The organism is Methylocystis heyeri (assembly GCF_004802635.2).
In the GTDB taxonomy this organism is placed as follows: Bacteria; Pseudomonadota; Alphaproteobacteria; order Rhizobiales; family Beijerinckiaceae; genus Methylocystis; species Methylocystis heyeri.
In genome coordinates, this window is sequence record NZ_CP046052.1 from 1 (window position 1) to 17,901 (window position 17,901).

Below are 17,901 nucleotides of genomic sequence, written 5' to 3' on the forward strand. Positions count from 1 at the left end.
ATGTCCAATTCCAAAATGCTGACCGCCGCCGATTTCACGGATGAAGATATGCAACGTTGGGAACGGGTGCGCACGCGTTTGCGCGCCGAACTCGGAGACGCGATCTATGGCTCGTGGTTTACGCGGCTGGAGCTCGATCGAGTCGAGAACAACAGCGTACACCTCACCGTGCCGACGAAGTTTCTTCGCAGCTGGATGCAAACCCACTATCTGGATCGCATCAAGGCCCGGGTCGCCCATGAATTCTCCATGGATCGCGTGACGATCGAGCTGCGCTCTCCAAGCAGGAAAGCGAAATTGCGCGATGCCGGCGCCGCAGCCGATCGGCCCGCCGAGACTTCGCAGCCTTCGTTTCTCGAGCAGAAAGCGCCGCCGGTTTCCGCGCCGCCCTCGGCGCAGCGTCGCCCGACGTCAAAAGCCGCGCCGCGGTCGGAGGCGGAGACCGTCGTCGGCTCTCCGCTGGACCGCCGGTTGACGTTTTCGACCTTCCTCATCGGCCCGCCGAACCAACTCGCCTATGCGGCGGCGTGCAGGGTCGTCGAATCTCGCGGCCCGGATTGCGCGCCGCTGTTCAATCCCTTCTACACCCACGCGGCGGTCGGACTCGGGAAGACCCATCTGCTCCAGGCCATGGCGCATGCGGCGTCGGAGAACAAACGTCGCGTCGTCTATCTGACCGCCGAAAAGTTCATGAGCGGCTTCGTTTCCTCGCTGACCGCCCAGACAGCGATCGCGTTCAAGGAAAACCTGCGTTCGATCGACATGCTCATCATCGACGACGTCCAGTTCCTCCAAGGCAAATCGATCCAGCAGGAATTCTGCCATACCTTGAACGCGCTGATCGACGCGGGGCGGCAGGTCGTGGTGGCGGCGGATCGGCCGCCCGCCGAACTCGAAACGCTCGACGAAAGAGTTCTCTCGCGCTTCAAGGGCGGTCTTTGCGTCGACATCGGTCCGCTCGACGAAACGCTGCGCACCAAGATATTGGAAGCGCGAATCGAGGCGGCGAGAGAAAGCCAGGGCAATTTTTCCGTGCCGCCGGAAGTCGTCGCCTATGTCGCGCGAACGATCGCCACAAACGGGCGCGATCTCGAAGGCGCCGTCAATCGCCTGTTGGCGCATTCGACCTTGAACGGCGCGCCCATATGTCTCGCAACTGCGGAGACGGCGATACGCGACCTGGTGCGGACGCAGGAGCCGAAGCGGGTCAAGATCGACGACATTCAAAAGCTGGTGGCGAGCCATTACAACATCACCCGCGCCGACATCCTTTCTTCGCGCCGCACCGCCAATGTCGTGCGGCCGCGGCAGATCGCGATGTATCTTTCCAAGATGCTCACGCTGCGATCCCTGCCGGAAATCGGGCGGCGTTTCGGCGGGCGCGATCACACCACGGTGCTGCATGCGGTTCGCAAGATCGAGGAGCTCGCCGCGAAGGATCAGTCCCTGGTCGAGGTGATCGATTTGCTCAAGCGAATCCTGACGGAGCAATAAAGGGCGCCACTCGACCCTGCTCGCGGCCGAGAGTTTGCGCGCAGCGACGCGCCGATCCTCGCGGGATTGGCGCGGCTCCTGTCGGCGGCTCAGCGGCCGGTCTTCACTCTCGTCCAGGCGCGCGTGAACGGCCGTTGCGCCGCAATGTCGGGCGCGGTGACCGCAAATAGCCGTTTCATGATCGTTTCGCCCGGATAGATCCCATTGTTGCCGGCGATGGAAGGATCGACCAGGGATCGCGACGCGCCGACGCCATTCGCGAAACGAGTGGAGTCGGTGTTGCGCGCGGCGACCTCCGGGCGCATCAGATAATCGATGAAGAGATGCGCTTCCTCCTTGTGCGGCGCATCCTTGGGAATGGCCAGCGTATCGAGCGTTATCAGCGTTCCTTCCTGGGGAATGACATAAGCGATGTCGACGCCGTTTTCCGCCTCCCGGGCGCGGGCGCGGGCCTGGAAACTGTCGCCCGACCATCCGATCGCAAGGCAGATGTCGCCATTGGCGAGCGCGTTTATATATTCCGAGGAATGGAATTTTTTCACGTAGCGGCGCAGGCCCGCGAGATGTTCCTCGGCGCGCTTGATGTCCTCGGGGCTTTTGGAGTTTGGATTGAGCTTGAGGTAGTTCAAAGTGATTGAAAAAATATCTTCCGGGCTGTCGAGCATATAGACGCCGCAGTCCGCGAATTTTTTCAAATTCTCTGGCTTTAGAACCTGTTCCCAGCTGGTGATGGGCTTGTCGCCGATGCGCTCCCTGATCTTGGCCGTGTTGTAGGCGACGCCTGTCGTGTACCACATATAGTCGACGGCATATTGGGCGCCGGGATCGTAGCGCAGCAACTTCTCGGCAATCTCCGGCCAGAGATTTTTGGCGTTGGGCAGCCTGGCTTTATCGAGAGGCTGCAGAACGCCCGCGGCGATTTCCCGCGCCAGGAAGGTCGCGGAAGGGACGACGACATCATAGCCCGTCGAGCCGGCGAGAAGGCGTGTCTCAAGAATTTCGTTGGAATCATATGTGTCGTAGACGACCTTGACGCCGGTCTCGCGGGTGAAATCGTCGAGCGTCTTGGGGTCGATGTAATCGCTCCAATTGAAGACGTTCACGACGCGCTCGGCGGCGGTGGCGGAGCCTGCGAAAGCCACGCTGGCGAGCAGCAACGCCGTCAGGGTTTTTTTCATGCCGGATGGCCTCGTCGAAACCGGTCGACTTCGACCGCTCAAAAAAGGGCGCCGCATATGCTTGTAAGCGGCGTCGCGATGCCGGATCATAATCCAAAAGGGAACTGGCCGCATGTCCGTCGCGCAGCCTCACGCCGCCCAACCCGGCGCCCGGCCGGATCTTACCCGCGACGTCACCCGCGGCGCTCACAGGCTATTGCGCGCCCTGGGCTACTCCGTGCTCGAAGAGTTCCCCTTGCCGAACGGCCGCAGGGCGGATCTCGTGGCTCTCGCCAGGGACGGCTCCCTCCGCATCGTCGAAGTGAAATCCTCCCTGGCCGATTTTCGGTCGGACGACAAATGGACGCATTATCTCGGCTTTTGCGACCGGTTCTATTTCGCGATTCCGCTCGCCTTGCCGACCGGACATTTTCCCGGCGAGGCCGGCCTGATCCTCGCCGACGCGCATGGGGCGATGATGGAGCGGGAATCGCCGGCGCGGGCGATCGCCGCGGCGACCCGCCGGTCGATGCTGATACGCTTCGGCTCTCTGGCCGCGGATCGGCTGAGCAATGCGCTCGCCGCGCGGTGAGGCGGCTTCGCGCCAACTATGCGCTAACCACGCCAGAACGAGCGCCTTGACCTGAGGCCATCCATGCGCAGGCTGGAGCGTTTCCAGCCGCAGGATGCCGGTTCCGCGTTGGAAGCGCGTTAAAATAAAAGCTTAGAGGACTTTCTTAGACTGCGCATTCAAAGCTTTTAGGCGAGATTCATTGACGATGGTCACGAAAGAAGATTTTCTCGCTGAGGGCCGCGTGCGTTACGGGCGCGCCAATCCCGAGCGGATCGAGAGCGAGCTCTACGAACTGATCATCGCCAAGGACTGGAGCGCCTGGTCGGCCAAGGAAGAGTTCAAGGACGATCGCGCGAACTGGGGCTGCGGGGGCGAGGTCGTCTCGGCGCGGCGCGTGACCGAATTCCCGCCGGTCTGGACCTTTCAACGCTTCGGCATGAGCCGCACGGAACTCTCCGACGGCCGCATCGTGTTCACCGGCGGCGAGCACGAGGATTATTACGACCCGGATTTTTGCATCTACAACGACGTCATCGTGAGGCATCCGGACGGTCGTCACGAATTTTTCTTTTACAAGCTGTGGGATTTTCCGCCGACTGATTTCCACAGCGCGACGCTGGTCGGCGAAGAGATTATCGTCGTCGGTTCGCTCAGCTATCAGGACTTGCGGCGCATCGGCGAGACGCAGGTCTATGCCCTCGATACGACCAGTTTCGCCATGCGCAAGGTAAGGACGTCGGGGGCAGCGCCGGGGTGGATCTCGCGCCATTACGCCGACCCTGTAGGCGACAGCGTCGTGCTGTGGGGCGGCGAAATATTCGGCGCCTCCGGCAAGTTGGTCTCCAACCAGGAGATCTTCGAGCTCGATCTCAAATCGTGCCTCTGGCGCAAGCGCGCGATCGGCGACGAGGCGCTGTTTCCGGTCTCGTCCTCCGACTATCTGTTGCATAAAACGCCGCGCTACGGATGCGCCAATCCCGAGCGCGTCACAAACCCGTTCTGGCTGGAGATGGCGCGGCGCAACTGGCCTCCAAAACAGGCGCGGCTGCATTTTGGCGACTTCCTTCCTCCGGAACCGCAGGTCGAGCGCCCAAAGTTCGGCTCGCCTGAATATCCCCTGGGCGAGGACAAGGAGGCCGAAGCCAAGCGCAACGAAGCTATTCTCGCCTATGTGCTGGCTTGCCAAGTCGCCGGCCCGCGGGAAAACAAAGTCTGGACCGCCTTGCGCGATGAAATGGCTGTGGTCCGCCGCGCCGATGGTTCGGTTTTCTCGATCGCCGGCCAGCTCAAGGCCTATGGCGCCGAAGCGTTAGACGAATGGAGCTACAACGACATCATCATTCGATGCCCCGACGGCGCGGTCGAAATCTACGCCTATCGGCTAGAGGATTTTCCGACCGCCTGGGCGCTCTGCGCAATGGAGGCCGAGGGCGCGATCTGGATCTTTGCGAGCGGCCTCAAGAGCGAAGCCGGTCCGCTGATGGCGATTCTGCGCCTCGACCCCGAGACGATGGCGATGACTCGCATTTGGGAAGAGCCGCCGGTTCGAGTCATCACTTCGTCCGAGACGACGACGCTCGAGCAAGGCCGCATCGTCTTCGCGACTTCCTTCGAGCCCGGGCCGGAGCCGCGGGTGAGCTTCGATCCGCGGGAGTTGAGCTGGCGTTTGGAGCCTTGAGCGGGTCTCGCGCGGCGCGCTGCCGCCGCCGTCCGGCCTCGAAATGCTTTTAGCGCGGGGCGCGTTTCGCCAGGATGCGCTGCAACGTGCGCCGGTGCATGTTCAGCCGCCTCGCGGTTTCGGAGACATTGCGATCGCAGGCTTCGAACACGCGCTGGATATGTTCCCATCTCACGCGGTCGGCCGACATGGTGACGTCGCCGGTGTCCGGCCGGTCGCTCTGGGTGGCCATCAGCGTGTGGTAGATTTCGTCGGCGTCGGCGGGCTTGGCGAGATAATCGAAGGCCCCGAGCTTCACGGCCGTGACCGCTGTGGCGATATTGGCGTAGCCGGTGAGAATCACGCCCCTGGCGTCGGGGCGCTTCGCCTTCAACTGCGAGATGACGTCGAGGCCGTTGCCGTCTCCGAGCCGCATGTCGATCACCGCGAAGGCGGGCGCGGATTTTTCCAGCGCGGCGAGGCCCTCCGCGACCGATTCGGCGGTGGTCACGGCGAAGCCGCGCGCTTCCATGGCGCGCCCGAGCCGGTTGAGAAACGGCCTGTCGTCGTCGACGATGAGCAAGGTCAATTCGGAGGGCTCCAGTTCCGCAAAAGGACCGTCGTCATCCGTAACCGCCGCGTTTTCGCGGTCAGCGCCGTATTTGTCGTGGGTCATCTGCGTCAATCTCCCCCTTGACAGGTAGCAACATTCTAACGGCTTTGATCTCTTGGGCAATGTCCTCGAGCTGGAGCCCGGACGACTGCGCGCGCCAAAAGCGGTTTTGGGCCCGCCGCCCCCGCTAGGTCAAGACGCTGGCTCCACGTTCGAAGGCGCCCCTGGGCCAGCTTATGGTTATGCGGGCTCCGGTTCGCGGAGATTCGATATTGCCTGCCTCGACCGTGGCGCCCGAGCGCTCCAGCAGGGTTTTGGCGATGAACAGCCCGAGGCCGAGGCCGAGGCCGTTTCCCGGGTCGCCCTTGAGCCGCCGACCGCTGGAATGGCCGCTGAGATAAGGGTCGCCGAGGCGGTCGAGTATGGCGGGCGCAAAGCCGGGGCCGTCGTCCTCGATAGTGATGATGACGAGGTTGGGCGTCCAGCGCGCCGCGATCTTGACCGTGGTCTTGGCGAAATCGACCGCGTTCTCGACCAGATTGCCGAGACCATAGAGCAGGCCGGGGTTGCGGGCGCAAATGGGGCTGGGCGCAGGGCCGTCCTTGACGACGCTTATCTGCACGCCCTGATCGCGCTGCGGCTCCACGACCTCCTCGATCAGCGTATCGATCACCTGCATATTGAGGACATGCGCCTCATCGGTGCCGAGCGAAGCGAGTTTTTTCAATATCTCGCGGCAGCGGCGCGCCTCCTGCGCCAGCAGCGCCAGATCCTCCTGCATCGCCGGCGCCGCCGCCGGGGCGGATTTCTGCATCTCGTTGATGATCAGCGTGATCGTGGCCAGCGGGGTGCCGAGCTCATGCGCGGCGGCGGCGGCCAGGCCGTCGAGCTGGGTGAGATGTTGCTCCCGGGCGAGCACGAGCTCCGTCGCCGAGAGAGCCCCCGCGAGCTGGCGCGCCTCGTCGGATACGCGGGCGGCGTAAATGCCGATGAAGGCGGCGCTCAGCACCAGGGCGGCCCATACGCCCATCCGGTACAGCAGCGGAAACTGCAGCGTTTCGCCGTTTCGCCACGGCAGGGGCTCGTAGTCCACGGTGAGGAAAGTGGCCGCCGCGATCATCAATATGCCGAGCAACAGCGTCAATTTGCGGGGCAGGGAGACCGCGGAAATCATGACCGGCGCGAGGAACAGCATCGCGAAGCTGTTTACGACGCCCCCGGTCAGGTAGAGCAGCGCGGCGAGCTGGAGAATGTCGAAGGCGAGCAGGGCGGCCGCTTCGGTGTCGTCCAGGCGGAAGCTGCGGGGAGTGCCGGCGCGCAGTGCGATATTGAGCGTCGCGGATGTGGCTATGGCGACGAAGCAAAGGCCGATCGGGAAGTCGAACTTCAGATAATAATAGACGTCGAGCATTGCGATGCTCTGGCCGATGATCGCAATCCATCGGAGCATCACCAGCGTGTCCACCCGCAGGTGGCGCGCCGCCTCGCCGAAATCGTCCTCGATCCGCTGCGTCATTTTACGCTCCGAGCAAGCTGATCCGGTCCCTGCGCCTTGTGGGCGCGTTCGAGCGGATGATTCGGTCCGGTCGGAGGGCGCTCGAACGTTCGAAAACACGGAAATCACGCAAGGTCAAACCGTTGGAGCGCATTCCGATCGCAAAGGCCGGCGAAATTCGCCGAAAACGCCCTAAAACCCCATCCGCGCGGCGCGCCACAGGCGCCATTGCCTGCGCCAGGGGGATGGCGCGGGAAGCGGCTGAAAGGGCTGATAGTCGGACCTCTCCATGCGGTCCAGATACAAGGGAGCTGCAGCAGCGAACAGCAGCGCCCCTCGCGCGGCCTCGTCGAGCTTCGGCGCCGCGATCCTCGCCGAGTCGAGCTTTTCGCGGGCGAGCGCCCGCAACTCGGCCAAAGCGGCGCGCAGTCGCCGCGAATCGCGCCCCGCCTCGACATCCTCCGCCGGAACGCCGTGCCGATGTAGGAGATCGGCGGGGAGCAGGGCCCTTGCGCCGCCCTGCCGCGGCAAGTCCCACAGGACCCTCGTGATTCCCAAGGCTGCGCCGGCGTCCTCGAGAGCAGTGCCCGCATCGGAGCCGAGGGCTTCGCCGAGGCACAGGGCGCACCAGCGCAAGGGGAGGGCGTCGGCCTTGCCGCAGTAATCCAGCAGCGCCGCCACGGACACGGTCCGGTCGTCGTAGAAGTCGGCCACCCGGGCGTCGAGAAAGGCCAGGAACTCGCCCGGCTCGAGCCGATTTTGCGAGATCGTGTCGGCGAGCGCGTCGGCCACGGGATGCGCATTGGCCCCGGAAGCCTGTTCGATCGTATCCGCCCACCAGCGCAAGCGCATTTCGCCCAGAAGGGGCTGGGTCACTTTTTCTCGCGCTTCGGCAATTTCCACCACGAAGGCGCGAATGGCGTGGAGATGCCTGCGACGGTCGGAGGGAGCAAACAGAGCGGCGAGCCAGGAATCCCGGTCTTTCTCCCGTAGCGTCGTTTCGCAGAGGGCGTAATGCGCAGAAAGTTCGGATGCGCGCGCCGCGCCGACTGAAAGGGTCACGTCACACCGCTATCAGCAAGGCCGCTACACGTCTGCCTTCGTCGAGCAGCATGTTGAACGTGCGCACGGCGGCTCCGGTGGCCATCGTCTCGCAGCCGACGCCCGCGGCCCGCAGCCTGGCCCTGAGAGCGCCGGGCAGCGGCCGCAACTCGGCGCCGCTGCCGATGATCAGCAGATCCGGGGGGCCGGACGGATCGGCGATCGCCAGATCGATGACGGCGGCGTCGATCTCCGCCGCCTGCGTGATGGCGCTCGCCCGGACGCCGGACGGGGTGGCGAGAATCGAGCCGCGGTGCGACATATCGGCGAAGCGGAATCCGCCGCCGCCGTATTCGTCGATCCTGTGTCGCCCCGGGACGTATCCTTGCTCGCTCGCCATCTGCAGGGTCAGGCGGTCGAGGGTTTCGTTTTCTTGCCGGAAGCCCTGGCGGGCCCGGGCTTTGCCGGCGCAGGAGCCGCCGCCTTCTTCGGCTTTTCGATCTTTTCCGCCTCCTCTTCCGCGGATGCGCCGGCCCGCTCGCCGTCCTCGTTGCGCAGGCCGAGGTAGATCAGCATGGGCGAGCAGATGAAGACCGAGGAATAGGTCGCCACCACGATTCCCCAGATCATCGCGAAGGAGAACGAGCGAATCACCTGGCCGCCGAAAATGGCCAGCGACAGCAGCGCGAGAAACACTGTGGTCGCGGTCATGATCGTGCGGGGCAGCACCGCGTTGATCGACATGTCGATGATCTGCGCGGTGCTCATTTTCTTGTATTTGCGCATCATCTCCCGGATGCGGTCCAGCACGACGACGGTTTCGTTCAGCGAATAGCCCACGATGGTCAGGATGGCGGCGATGGAGGTGGTGTTGAATTCGAGCTGGGTGAGAGCAAAAAAGCCGACCGTGAGGAGCAGATCGTGCATCGTCGCGATGACGGCGCTGATCGCGAACTGCCACTCGAAGCGGAACCAGAGATAGCCGAGGACCGCGATGATCGAGAGAACGACGCCGAGGGTTCCGGACTGGACCAGCTCGCCCGAAACGCGGGGACCCACGACCTCGACCCGCCGAACGTCGTAATCGTTCTCGACGGCGTTTCGCACCCGTTCGACCGCCGCCTGCTGAGCCACGTCGCCGCCCGGCTGCAGGCCGAAGCGAAGCGTGGCGTCGGCCTGACTGCCGAAGGCCTGAACCTCGACGTCGCCGAGGCTCAGCTTTTCGGCGATGGCGCGAAGCGTTCCGACCTCGGCCGAACCGCCCTTGGCCCGCAGCTCGATCACCGTGCCGCCAGCGAAGTCGATGCCGAAGTTCATATGCACGAAAACGAACAGCAGGACCGCCATGATCGAGAGCGCGGCCGACATCGGATAGCTCACGCGGCGAAACCGCATGAACGGGAATTTAGTGTTCTCAGGGGCGAGGCGCAGGAGTTTCATGTGTCTTTGGCCCCTTAAATCGGCAAGCGGGTAGGACGGGCGCGGTGATACCAGACGGCGATCATCATGCGCGTCATGGTGACTGCTGTGACGATGGTGGTGAGAATGCCGAGCGCGAGCGACACGGCGAAGCCGCGCACCGGACCCGAGCCGAGGAAGTAGAGAATGGCCGCGGCCACGAACATCGTCACATTGGAGTCGACGATGGTCGCGAAGGCCCGGTTGAAGCCCGCGTCCAGCGAAGCCAGGATCGAGCGCCCGGCGTGCTGCTCCTCGCGAATGCGCTCGTAGATCAGCACGTTGGAGTCCACCGCCATGCCGATGGTGAGCACGATTCCGGCGATGCCCGGCAGGGTGAGGGTCGAGCCGAGGAGGATGAGGCCCGCGAAGATGATCGCGATATGGACGAAAAGCGCGAGATTGGCGAAAACGCCGAACACGCCGTAGGTGATGAGCATATAGACCACCACCAGGCCCGCGCCGACATAGGCGGCTCTCTTGCCGGCGTCGATCGAGTCCTGGCCGAGGCCCGGGCCCACGGTGCGTTCCTCGACGATGTTCAGCTTCGCGGGCAGCGCTCCCGCGCGCAGCAGGATCGACAGGTTATTGGCCTGCTCCACCGTGAAATGGCCGGATATCTGCCCGGATCCGCCGGTGATCGGCGTCAGGATGCGCGGCGCCGAAATGACCTTGTTGTCGAGCACGATGGCGAACAGGCGGCCGACGTTCTTGGACGTCACTTCGCCGAATTTCTGGGCGCCCTTGATATTGAAGCGGAAGTTGACCACCGGCTCGCCGCCGCGCTGGTCGAAGCCGGGCTGGGCGTCGGTGAGATCCTCGCCCTGGACCATGACCTGCTTTTCGACGCCGATCTTGCCGGCCTGCTCGGTCTGTTCCAGTTCCTCGACGTCCGCCGGATTTTCGCCCGGCTCGGAGACGAGGCGGAATTCCAGCTTCGCGGTCTGGCCCAGAATGGTCTTCAACTGTTCGGGGTCCTGGAGACCCGGCACCTGGACGACGATGCGGTCGTCGCCCTGGCGCTGGATGCTGGGCTCTCTCGTGCCGAGCTGGTCGATGCGGCGGCGAATGACCTCGATCGACTGGTCCACCGCACGCCGCACCTTTTCGGTCAGGCCGGTGTCGGTCACGGTCACCCGAATGAGGCCGTCTCCCGAATCCTCGATGTCGAGCGGCGGCGCTCCGGCGCCGAGCCGGTTGGAGTAGCTCTGGGCCAGGGCTTTCAGCTTGGGCATGATTTTGGCGCGGTCGGCGGCGTCCGGAACGCGGAACTGGACGCCGCGGGCCTGTTGCCCGATGCCGCCCGTTATCGCCACTTTCTCCTCCCGGAGGATGCGCCGGGCGTCGTCGCGCAGATTCATCGCCAGCGTATGGAGCACGGACGGCTTGTCCACCTCCAGCATCACATTGGAGCCGCCTTGGAGATCGAGGCCGAGCACGATGGTGGGAGGCCTCGCCCAATCGGGCAATTTCGACGCCAAGGCCTCATAGCTGGAAGGAGACAGGAGACTGGGCGCGACGACCAGAATGGCCGCGAAGGTCATTCCCAGGATCGCGACGATTTTCCAGGTGGCGAAACGCAGCATTGCTTGCTCTTGACGTTGGAATGGCGGTCAATCTGGCCGGCTTGCGCTCATCAGCTCTTGCTGGGCGAGGCGTCCCTCACGGGCTCCCCTTTGGTGCGGATTTCCGTGATCGCGGAGCGGAGCATGCGGCTGCGGAAATTGGGAGCGAGCTCGATTTCGAACTCGTTGTCGTCAACGATCTTCGTCACCTTGCCGATGAAGCCGCTGGTCGTCACTACGGTGTCGCCGCGGCGGATGTTCTTGAGCTGGCTCAATTGTTCTTTCTGCTTACGCTGCTGAGGCCGGATGACGATGATGTAAACGATGCCGATGATGACCAGCACCGGCACGATCTGGGCGAAAAGATCCGGCAGCGAGGGCGGGGCGTCGGCGCCGCCGGGCTGTTGCGCTCCCGTGGAGGTCGTCGTCTTCGGGGCCGGGGCCGCCGGAGCCGGAGTTTGTTCGGTTTGCGCCATGGCTTCCGGGATCAGTTTCATTTCCACGATCTCTTTTTAGAAACGCCACGATTGGGGCGCGGGCTGCCCGCCGCGGGCGGCGGTGGGACGAATGGCCGCGGACTATAGCCGCTCACTTTACGAAAGCAATGGCGGCGCGAAGCGGCGGAGTTTACAGGCCGCCGCCGCTTCCGGCTCCCTCCGCCCGGCGCGCCGCGCGCGATTGCTTAACCATCGGCGCAAACTGCAGCGCGGCAGGCAACCAATCCCCCGTCCGACGCGTTGAATGCCTAGGGATATTTAACAATGGCGGCCCGATGATCCCCGGCGGCGCCGGAGGGACGGACGAAGGCCAGATTCCGCCATGAAGAGGCGGCAATTTGGTCGCTGCGTTCGAATCGCCGGCGCGAAAGTGGAGTGCCTGTTATGTTGCAAAAACTTTCAATGACAACGATGGCCGCCGTCCTGGCGGGCGCTGTGGCGGTGTCGACCCCGGCGGAAGCGTATCGCGGCGGCGGCTGGCATGGCGGCGGCGGCGGCTGGCACGGTGGCGGCGGCGGCTGGCACGGTGGCGGCGGCGGCTGGCACGGCGGCGGTGGCGGCTGGCACGGCGGCGGTGGAGGCTGGCACGGCGGCGGCGGCTGGCACGGGGGTGGTTGGCATGGCGGCGGCTACGGCTGGCGCGGCGGCTACTACCGCCGCGGTTGGGGCGGCTATGGCTACCCCGCCGTAGGCGTCTGGGGGCCCGGTTACTATGGCGGTGGCGGCGGCGGCTGCTGGCAGTGGTGGTACGGCCGCTGGGTATGGGCGTGCTGACAGGCTCGGCGCGTTCGGTTCAATCAGAGTCGAACGCGCTGCGTTTTTCGATGCGCTCAGGCGGAAAGTTCGCGCGCGAGGCCGCGCATGAATTCGACGCAGTGTGAAAGCTGATCGATTTCAATATATTCGTCGGGCTGGTGCGCTTCGTCGATGCGCCCCGGCCCGCACAGGACGGTCGGAACCCCGGCCTGCTGGAATTGCCCGGCTTCGGAGGCGTAGGGCACCGCGATGGTGTGGTTGGCTCGGGCGAGACGCAGAGCCAGCTGTTCGGCGGCGGAGCCCGGCTGCGGCGCGAGCCCCGGCACTTCCGTCTCGGTGGTCGTTTCGATCGCCGCCTGGGGGAAGTTCTGGAAGGTCCGTGCGGCGAGATCGCGCGCATAGAGTTCGAGGCGTTCGCGGGCGAGCGATGGAGCGACGCCCGGCAATCCTCGAAATTCCCAGTGAAACTGGCAGTCGCGCGCCACGATGTTGCGGGCGGTCCCTCCCGATATGAGGCCGACATGGATGCTGGAGTAGGGCGGATCGAAACGCCCGGTAGGGTCGCCCTCGGCCATCAGACCTTCGGCGATGCGATCGAGTTCGGCGACCAGCCTACAGGCGGTGTGAACCGCGCTCAGCCCTTTATGCAGATTGGCGGAATGTATCTCGAAACCGCGCACCCGCGTCGTCTGGGTGACGACCGATTTATGCGCATCCGCGACCTGCATCGAGGTCGGCTCGCCCACGATGACGGCGGCGGGCTCGGGCAGATCGACCCCGAAGCGGGCGATCAGATCCAGCGGTCCGACGCAGGTGGTCTCCTCGTCGTAGCTGAGAAGAATGTGGATCGGCCGCTTCAATCCCGCCGATTTGAACTCAGGCAGCATGGCGAGACAGACGGCGTCGAAGCCTTTCATGTCGACCGCTCCGCGCCCGATGAGACGCGAGCCTTCCCGGCGAAGCGTGAAAGGATCGCCGCTCCATTCCTGGCCGGCGACCGGAACCACGTCGGTGTGGCCGGACAAAACGACGCCGCCGGCGACATTGGGGCCGATCGTGATGAAAAGCGAGGCTTTGTCGCCGCTCGCGTTGGGCGCGCGAACATATTGAACGCCCTGCTCACGCAGGTATTCTTCGACGGCGTTTATCAAAGGCAGGTTCGACAACGAGCTTTCCGTGTCGAATCCGACCAGCCGCGCCGTCAGATCGATCGCTTTTTCCAATCTGCTCATGGATTATTCAGTTGAGCGTGGGGTTCGACAGCGGACTGTCGAGCGAAAAAGTCGGCACCTCGATGTCGAAGGATTCCCCTTCCGCCGTCACCATCCGGTAACTGCCCTGCATGATGCCGGACGGCGTGTTCAGCGGACAGCCGGATGCGTAACGGAAGGTTTCGCCGGGTTCGAGCACCGGCTGCTCCCCCACCACTCCGGGACCGCTGACCTCCTCGCGTCTGCCGTTGGCGTCGATTATGATCCAGTGGCGGGACACGAGCTGCACGCGATTTCGGCCGAGGTTTGCGATTTCAATCGTATAGGCCCAGAAATACCGGTCCTGCGCGGGGTCCGAGCGCTCCATCAGAAAATCGGGGAGCGCCGTCACCTGAATGTCGTGTGTGATTGCGATGTACATGGTCCGCAGTGTAGAGCGCGTGGGTGGAAAGTGAAGCTCGTTTCTTGACGCAGCAACATCCATGCCGCAGGATTGTGACGGCAAGCAGACAAGGGTCTGTCCGGGCGACGGGCGAAAAGCGTGACGAGCACTGTGTCTTCGACGGATTTTCAGGCAGGATCCAGGCGCCTCGGCGCCGGGCGTCCCTCGGCCTCGCGTCCGTTGCAGGCTGCGCAACGTCAGTGGCTGCTTCGTTTGCTTTTCCTGCTGGCCCTGATCGCTCAGGCGAGCCTTCCCGCATGGGCCGACCACGGCTCCCTGGGCGGAGCTGAAACAGCCGAAAGCGCTTTTCAACTCTGCGCAAAGGATGGGCTGCAATCCCAGGACCCCAGGGGATCGCATCCGGAGAATTCCGGCCACGGCCACTATGTCTGCGTCCTTTGCTGCCTCTCTTACGGAGGGGCCGCCCTCGTCGCCGTTCAGGACGACGGCGTCGGCGTCGCGTTTCCCCCCGTCGTGTCGCGCCTCACCTTCGCTTCCGACAGTTTTTCGTCGCCTTTGCGCCGCGGCGCGGCCAACCGATGCAGGGCGCCGCCGCTATTCCTCTGACACATCGCCATGTTAGCGCCTCTGCCGAGCCATCTTTGTTTGTTCAGGTGGCGAGCGTCGGGGCGCAGCGACTTTTTCACGTCCTTTACAGGATCAGGGGAACTTTCCATGTCTATTTCAAACCTCGAAACCGGGCGGGCCGATTGCCCGCGGCCGCTTGAAACGCCTTGTCCTCTCGAAGCCGCCTGCTCCAATCGCGGCGATTTCGCTCTCTGCGTCGAAAATCCGCCTCGGAAGGCGATGCTCCCTTCGGGCGGGGAAACGACCGCTCAGGGAGCGAGGCTGATCGATCTCGAGCGTCGGGCTCGCTTTGGGCGCTTCGGCTTCAGCAGGGGCTGAAAACTCATCCGAACATACGCTCGGCGCGGCGCCTTGCCGGAGGCCGCGCCCCGCCTCGGCGCATTCGCCGCTCGAATCGTTCGAGCTGCGAGAAATTGCGCCGGATTTGAAGCTGGAGCGCATTCTCATCGCAAAAGCCTGTCAGCTTTTGGCGCTCCGGCGCGGATGATTCGACTTCCAAGAATGCGAACGCCGGGCGATGAGCCCAGCAAAGTCGGCATGGCGCCCAATCAGGGCGACGAGCTTTCGCCCTGATTGGTGGCGGACTGCGCCATGCCGACACTTCTCAGGCCTGGAGCGCGTTCGGTTCAGACAGAGCGGAACGCGCTCCAAAGGTCACTGGCAGAGCGTGTTCTTATGCAAAACCGCCTCGGGGTTGTCGGGAACATGCCTAAACGCCGTGCGGAACGCCCGGCGATCAGGCGCGAGCGCGCGCTGCGCTCAATCCCCTCTCCATGTCGTCGATGAGGTCGTCGGGGTCTTCGAGGCCGACCGAAAGACGAAGCAGGCCCTCCGAAATTCCCAGGGCGGCGCGCGCTTCCGGCGTCAGTCGCTGATGGGTCGTCGTCGCCGGATGGGTGATCAGGCTTTTGGCGTCGCCGAGATTGTTGGAGATTTTCACGACGCCCAGCGCATTGGCGAATGCGAAGGCCGCCTCCTTGCCGCCGACGACCTCGAATGTGACCAAAGTGCCTCCGCCGGTCATCTGGCGGCGCGCGAGAGCCGCCTGGGGGTGGTCGTCCCGGAACGGATAGAGCACCCGAGCAATCCCGCTTTGGGAGGCGAGGAAGTCCGCGATTCTCGCGGCCGTCGAGGTCTGCTGGGCGACCCGCAGCTGCAGGGTCTCGAGCCCTTTCAACATCACCCAGGCGTTGAAAGGCGACATGGCGGGGCCGGTCTGCCGCAGGAAATTATGCAGATTTTCCTCGATGAGGGCCTGCGATCCCAGTATCACGCCGCCGAGGCACCTTCCCTGGCCGTCGATATGTTTGGTCGCCGAGTAGACCACTATGTCGGCGCCGAGCTCGAGCGGCTTTTGAAGCAGGGGCGTCGCGAAGACATTGTCCACGACGAGGCGCGCGCCGGCTTCATGAGCAAGATCGGCCAGCGCCTTGAGATCATAGACCTCGAGGCCGGGGTTGGTCGGCGTTTCGAGAAATAAGACTTTGGTTTCCTTGCGGATAGCGGCTTTCCACTGCGCCAGGTCGGCGCCGTCCACGAGGGTCGCCGAAACGCCGAAGCGCGGCAGCAGTTCCTCCACGACATAGAGGCATGAGCCGAAAAGAGCGCGCGCCGCGACGACATGATCCCCGCATTTGACCTGGGACAGCAGAGCCGCTGTGACCGCGGCCATGCCGCTCGCGGTGGCGCGAGCCGCTTCTGCGCCTTCCAGCAGACACATGCGCTGCTCGAACATGGCCACTGTCGGGTTTGAAAAGCGCGAGTAGATGAAGCCCGGATCGTCGCCCTTGAAACGGGCTTCGGCGGCCTGCATCGTGGGATAGGCGAAGCTTTGCGTCAGGAACAGCGCTTCCGACATTTCCCCGAACGGAGAACGCAACGAGCCGCCGTGGACGAGCAGGGTGGCTGGTTTCAGGGAGCGGCTCTTGGGGTCGCTGGGGGCTGACATGGGTTCTCCTCGAAGCGGCGCGAGCGCGAGTCTGCCGCAAAAGACGGCGCAAAAAGCGGGGTTCTCGGGGAGACCCGGCCTTTTAGCGCCTTGTTTAATGTGGCGGCAAGCCGGCCGGCTCAAATAACCACGAGCCCAATAAAGGCCGAAGCAAAGCGCCTGTCAACCGCCAGAAAGCTCAAGGAGTTTGGGCGGCGCCGCTTGCGCCGCGGGCCAAAGCGGAGAATGTAGGGCGAAATTCGAGGGGACTTGGCCGCGGAAGGGGGCGGGCGATTGGATATCTTGCTGCTGGCGGGCTCAAACGCGGGTCTTCGCGATGGCTGGGCCGCCCAATTCATGGAGCTCGCCCAGGACCACAGGGTGAAAAACCGCTTTCTGGGCGCCGTGGGATCGCTGTTTGGATTGTTGCGGCTGCTCCATCTGGATCGGGACCTCTCGGGACAGCCCGATCTGATCATTTTTGAATATGCTCTCAACGACGCCATCATGCTCGGCGATTGCGGCCTTTCGGCCGCCATGTTGCGAGATACGCTCGACGAGGTGGCCCAATATTGCGCGGAGCGCCAAATTCGATTGCTGTTCCTGGCTTTGCAGCCGCGGGACGCGCGCGCCGGCTTTTTTTCGTCGTCGCCCCGTGTCCTGCGCAGCTATTCCCGTGTCGCGAAGGCGCGGGCGATGCGCCCCTGCCTGACCTTGAACGAAATTCTCGGCGGTCGTCCGGACGCCGGCTGTTACCAGGACGCCTATCACCTGACGCAGCCGGTGTCCCGCAAGGTCGCCGAACGGCTTCTGTCCCTGGTGGGGGAAGAAGAAATTCCCGTTCCTCTGGCGGCCCCGCGACGCCCCTGCGCCTTCTCCTATGTCGGCGCGGAAGCCGCCGCAGCGCTCGGTCCGGTCAGCACGGAGGCGCATGAGAGCAAGGTCTTCTCCGGCCGCTTTCTAAAGATCGAGCGCTCGGGCTCGAGCCGCTGGCCCGGACGTGGGCGGTTGGCGGGGCTGATGCTGCGTTCTTCCGGCCGGGCCGGGATCTACGTAGTGGGGAATGCGGCGAAGGCCTATAGGAAATGTTCGGCCTCGCTGATGCAGCAGACCGTCGCCAACCTCATTCTTTTGCATTATGTGTCGCATCGGCTCCATGTCGACGACGACCTCGTGATTGCGATGCCGGGCCAGCCGTCCGCCGTCTTCGCGCTGGAAAACGACGGCTCGATGCAGGAAGCGGCGCCGAACGCTTCTTTCTTCGAGCAGTGTCTCGAAATCAACGGCGTCATGCTGTGGCGGCCGGCGCCTTTATGGGCTCGGCTGCAGGCGGCAGCGGCGCTTTGGGCCGCACGCTTGCGCCTCCGCCGCAGTGGCGCGCGCCGGGCTCCCGTGGAATCATGCGCGCAGTAAAGGATCGGGCCGG

Annotated in this window: 18 protein-coding genes and 1 riboswitch; of the genes, 7 read left to right on the forward strand and 11 right to left on the reverse strand. The window is 64.1% G+C overall.

Annotation, left to right across the window (positions count from 1 at the left end; all coding sequences use genetic code 11):
* On the forward strand, nt 1–1,494 hold the full coding sequence (gene dnaA, locus H2LOC_RS00005) for a chromosomal replication initiator protein DnaA (RefSeq protein ID WP_136494524.1): 1,494 nt from the start codon (nt 1–3) through the stop codon (nt 1,492–1,494).
* 89 nt (nt 1,495–1,583) lie between these two features.
* On the opposite strand, the gene H2LOC_RS00010 is transcribed toward dnaA, so the two are convergent.
* On the reverse strand, nt 1,584–2,672 hold the full coding sequence (locus H2LOC_RS00010) for a polyamine ABC transporter substrate-binding protein (protein WP_136494525.1): 1,089 nt from the start codon (nt 2,670–2,672) through the stop codon (nt 1,584–1,586).
* Between the two features lie 112 nt (nt 2,673–2,784).
* Between H2LOC_RS00010 and H2LOC_RS00015 the strand changes: the two genes are divergently transcribed.
* Both H2LOC_RS00015 and H2LOC_RS00020 read left to right on the forward strand, forming a co-directional pair.
* A complete protein-coding gene (locus tag H2LOC_RS00015) occupies nt 2,785–3,243 on the forward strand; it encodes an MmcB family DNA repair protein (protein WP_136494526.1) in 459 nt (152 codons plus the stop codon).
* A gap of 181 nt (nt 3,244–3,424) precedes the next feature.
* Nucleotides 3,425–4,903, forward strand: a complete 1,479-nt coding sequence (locus H2LOC_RS00020; RefSeq protein ID WP_136494527.1) for a hypothetical protein — start codon at nt 3,425–3,427, stop codon at nt 4,901–4,903.
* A gap of 49 nt (nt 4,904–4,952) precedes the next feature.
* Here the strand turns inward: H2LOC_RS00020 and H2LOC_RS00025 are convergent, their stop codons facing one another.
* The 7 genes from H2LOC_RS00025 to yajC form a co-directional block, all read right to left on the reverse strand.
* Nucleotides 4,953–5,567, reverse strand: coding sequence for an ActR/PrrA/RegA family redox response regulator transcription factor (locus tag H2LOC_RS00025; protein ID WP_425487311.1), 615 nt, complete (start codon nt 5,565–5,567; stop codon nt 4,953–4,955).
* A 115-nt stretch (nt 5,568–5,682) separates the two neighbouring features.
* Nucleotides 5,683–7,011 (reverse strand): ActS/PrrB/RegB family redox-sensitive histidine kinase, encoded by a 1,329-nt coding sequence (locus H2LOC_RS00030; RefSeq protein ID WP_136494529.1) that lies wholly within the window; start codon nt 7,009–7,011, stop codon nt 5,683–5,685.
* Between the two features lie 171 nt (nt 7,012–7,182).
* Nucleotides 7,183–8,052 carry a phytoene/squalene synthase family protein gene (locus tag H2LOC_RS00035; protein ID WP_136494530.1) on the reverse strand — a complete coding sequence of 290 codons (870 nt, stop codon included), beginning with the start codon at nt 8,050–8,052 and terminating at the stop codon, nt 7,183–7,185.
* A 1-nt stretch (nt 8,053) separates the two neighbouring features.
* Complete coding sequence (locus tag H2LOC_RS00040; RefSeq protein WP_136494531.1) at nt 8,054–8,431, reverse strand: Mth938-like domain-containing protein; 378 nt, start codon at nt 8,429–8,431, stop codon at nt 8,054–8,056.
* An 8-nt stretch (nt 8,432–8,439) separates the two neighbouring features.
* The gene (gene secF, locus H2LOC_RS00045) at nt 8,440–9,471 is read right to left on the reverse strand and encodes a protein translocase subunit SecF (RefSeq protein WP_136494532.1); all 1,032 of its coding nucleotides are present in this window, start codon (nt 9,469–9,471) and stop codon (nt 8,440–8,442) included.
* A 14-nt stretch (nt 9,472–9,485) separates the two neighbouring features.
* Nucleotides 9,486–11,075 (reverse strand): protein translocase subunit SecD, encoded by a 1,590-nt coding sequence (gene secD, locus H2LOC_RS00050; protein WP_136494533.1) that lies wholly within the window; start codon nt 11,073–11,075, stop codon nt 9,486–9,488.
* Between the two features lie 50 nt (nt 11,076–11,125).
* Nucleotides 11,126–11,551 carry a preprotein translocase subunit YajC gene (gene yajC, locus H2LOC_RS00055; protein WP_136494534.1) on the reverse strand — a complete coding sequence of 142 codons (426 nt, stop codon included), beginning with the start codon at nt 11,549–11,551 and terminating at the stop codon, nt 11,126–11,128.
* 384 nt (nt 11,552–11,935) lie between these two features.
* Here yajC and H2LOC_RS00060 point away from each other — a divergent pair, with 384 nt between their 5' ends.
* Nucleotides 11,936–12,325, forward strand: a complete 390-nt coding sequence (locus tag H2LOC_RS00060; RefSeq protein WP_154331521.1) for a hypothetical protein — start codon at nt 11,936–11,938, stop codon at nt 12,323–12,325.
* A 56-nt stretch (nt 12,326–12,381) separates the two neighbouring features.
* Here the strand turns inward: H2LOC_RS00060 and argE are convergent, their stop codons facing one another.
* Nucleotides 12,382–13,539 carry an acetylornithine deacetylase gene (gene argE / locus H2LOC_RS00065; protein ID WP_136494535.1) on the reverse strand — a complete coding sequence of 386 codons (1,158 nt, stop codon included), beginning with the start codon at nt 13,537–13,539 and terminating at the stop codon, nt 12,382–12,384.
* Nucleotides 13,540–13,546: 7 nt separating this feature from the next.
* Nucleotides 13,547–13,939: a Co2+/Mg2+ efflux protein ApaG gene (gene apaG / locus H2LOC_RS00070; protein ID WP_136494536.1), complete on the reverse strand. Its 393-nt coding sequence runs from the start codon at nt 13,937–13,939 to the stop codon at nt 13,547–13,549.
* Nucleotides 13,940–14,059: 120 nt separating this feature from the next.
* Between apaG and H2LOC_RS00075 the strand changes: the two genes are divergently transcribed.
* Nucleotides 14,060–14,527 carry a DUF2946 family protein gene (locus H2LOC_RS00075; RefSeq protein ID WP_136494537.1) on the forward strand — a complete coding sequence of 156 codons (468 nt, stop codon included), beginning with the start codon at nt 14,060–14,062 and terminating at the stop codon, nt 14,525–14,527.
* A gap of 108 nt (nt 14,528–14,635) precedes the next feature.
* Entirely contained in the window at nt 14,636–14,866 is a 231-nt protein-coding gene (locus H2LOC_RS00080; protein ID WP_136494538.1) for a hypothetical protein, read from the forward strand.
* A 418-nt stretch (nt 14,867–15,284) separates the two neighbouring features.
* Here the strand turns inward: H2LOC_RS00080 and H2LOC_RS00085 are convergent, their stop codons facing one another.
* Nucleotides 15,285–16,496 carry an O-succinylhomoserine sulfhydrylase gene (locus tag H2LOC_RS00085; protein WP_136494539.1) on the reverse strand — a complete coding sequence of 404 codons (1,212 nt, stop codon included), beginning with the start codon at nt 16,494–16,496 and terminating at the stop codon, nt 15,285–15,287.
* Nucleotides 16,497–16,558: 62 nt separating this feature from the next.
* A riboswitch (SAM riboswitch) is annotated at nt 16,559–16,637 on the reverse strand.
* A gap of 132 nt (nt 16,638–16,769) precedes the next feature.
* Between H2LOC_RS00085 and H2LOC_RS00090 the strand changes: the two genes are divergently transcribed.
* Nucleotides 16,770–17,888, forward strand: a complete 1,119-nt coding sequence (locus H2LOC_RS00090) for an SGNH/GDSL hydrolase family protein (RefSeq protein ID WP_136494540.1) — start codon at nt 16,770–16,772, stop codon at nt 17,886–17,888.
* Nucleotides 17,889–17,901 lie beyond the last annotated feature (13 nt).